1 protein-coding gene is annotated in these 1966 nt (G+C 60.7%); it reads right to left on the bottom strand.

The genetic code is table 11. The annotated features are described in order from the left end of the window. Positions 1–83: 83 nt before the first annotated feature. Positions 84–1856 carry a transposase gene (locus G7Y49_RS11890; RefSeq protein WP_206214700.1) on the bottom strand — a complete coding sequence of 591 codons (1773 nt, stop codon included), beginning with the start codon at positions 1854–1856 and terminating at the stop codon, positions 84–86. Positions 1857–1966: the final 110 nt, after the last annotated feature.

Genomic DNA, 1966 nt, shown 5'->3' with positions numbered 1-1966 from the left:
TTTGCAGATAAAAGAGACTTTTTATCCCATGTGACCTGGGCAAACAGCCTCTCTTCTCATGACGTTTTCTGTAGTGGAACAGCCTAGCTTCTCGGTTTTTTCACAACCGACATCACCTTGCTCATCTGCGATTTGGTCATGACCTGACGGGACAGGTCAATTCCAACGACGTCGCAGAGCGCGTCGGTGAGGTCGGTGCGGTAGTCGAAGTGGTAGACGTTTGTGTCGAGGCGATGTCCCGTCATGCTGGAAAGAGCGTCGGCGACAGCTTGCGCCGAGGGGCGCGAGCCTGTTGCGCGCTCCACATCGGCCTGCATGAGTCGCATGATCGTAAGCGCCACATAGCAGACGAGAAAATGGGCGCGTATGTGCGGTCCCGTCCATACGTACACCGGACGCGCCTCCATCGTGGACTTGAGCACGCGGAAGGAGTCCTCGATGCGGGAAAGCCCGCGGTAGGCCTCGATGATCTCGCGCTCGTCCCACTCCTGCTCGGAGGTGATGATGCAGCAGTAGCCGTCCATTGCGGCATCGGCCGCAATTCTCTCTTCGTCAAGTATCCAGTTGTGGCTTGCTTTCTCGCCGGTCTCCCTGACCACGGGCGCGTCTTTTGCATAGCGTGCCGAGCTGCGGGCAACGGCTGCCGACATGTCGCCGCGCGCGATGGCGGCCTTGGACTTCTCGATGACCTTGGCCCTCTCATGGCGCGCTCGCTCGAAGAAGTCGCGCGACCAGAACGCGACCTCTTTGACCGGCACCATGACGCGCTCCCTTTTGCCGTCCGGGCCCGTGATATAGATCGCCTTGTCGGCGATCCGGCTCTTGACCTTGAACCGGCCCGGCTCCGACTCGGCGTACCCGGCGCCGTCGAGCACCCAAGCCTTGAGCCTTTTGGTTGCCCTGCGCACGGACTGCGAGAGGACGAACCCGTTGCCGTCGAGCGTGCAGGCCGCTATGTTGGCGGAGGTGTTGAGCCCCTTGTCGGCGACCACGACCACGCGCTCGCCTTCCGGATTTGAAGAATCTCTCAAGCCGGCCTTCTTCATCATGGGGAGCATCGTCGCCATGTCGTTCTGGTTGCCGGGGAACAGCTCGTAGTCGAGCGGCACGCCGTCGGCGTCGAGCAAGAGCCCCATCTGAACGATCGCCTCGGGACGGTGCTCCTTGGAGACGCCCTTCTTGCGCAGCCCGCGCTCGTCCTCCCCGTCCATCTCGAAGTAGTAGTTCGTGACGTCGTAGTAAAGCCGCGTGCGATTACGCGGCCCGCGGGATGTCTCCAGGGCGGTATTCATATGCCTGACCAGCGCGTCGGCGTTGACGGCGAAGTAGTCGAGGCAGCGGTACGCATCGTCGAGGGCGAAATCGCACTTGCGGGGGAAGCGGGCCTTTGACGCGAACGCCGCGGACTTTGATCCGGGATCCGAGATGCGGTTCCAGCACAGCAGCTCCAGGATGCGGCACGGGTCGTAGGAGAAGCCGCGGGCTGTGCGCTTGCGCTCGAAGAAGCCCCATATCCCCAAGTCTCGATGGAAGTAGGCGCTCGGCACGGCGGCGCCCATGTCGATTTGGCTTACGGTCCTCTTGTCGATTCTTTGCAGCGGATGCAGCGTCACTGTGATCGGCGCGGCTTTTGCGCGTGCGGCCTCGTTCTCGGCGGCGACCTCCGCTTTGAAGTGGGCGACGGGGTCGTCGTAGGCCTTCTCGAGCTCGTCGAGGTATCCCAGCGACCTTACATGACGGGTCTTGGTCCTGCCGGCCTCGTCCCGGTAGCCCTCGACGACCGACAGGTACACACGGCCGTTTTTCCTCTTCTGCTTCTTGACGAACAACTTCCCGCTCCTGACCTGCGAGGACATGTTGCCCTATTATATCATACCAATGACATTACCTAATGCAAAATGTCATAAGTGCTTGACAAAAATAAAGGCCTAGAACGGCCTCTGGCCAGGAAATATGCGAAAGAAGG

The sequence above is a fragment of the Adlercreutzia sp. ZJ242 genome (assembly GCF_011038995.1).
GTDB lineage: Bacteria > Actinomycetota > Coriobacteriia > Coriobacteriales > Eggerthellaceae > CAAEEV01.
The sequence above is the reverse complement of the archived record's forward strand: the minus strand, read 5'-3'. Positions and strand labels throughout refer to the sequence as shown.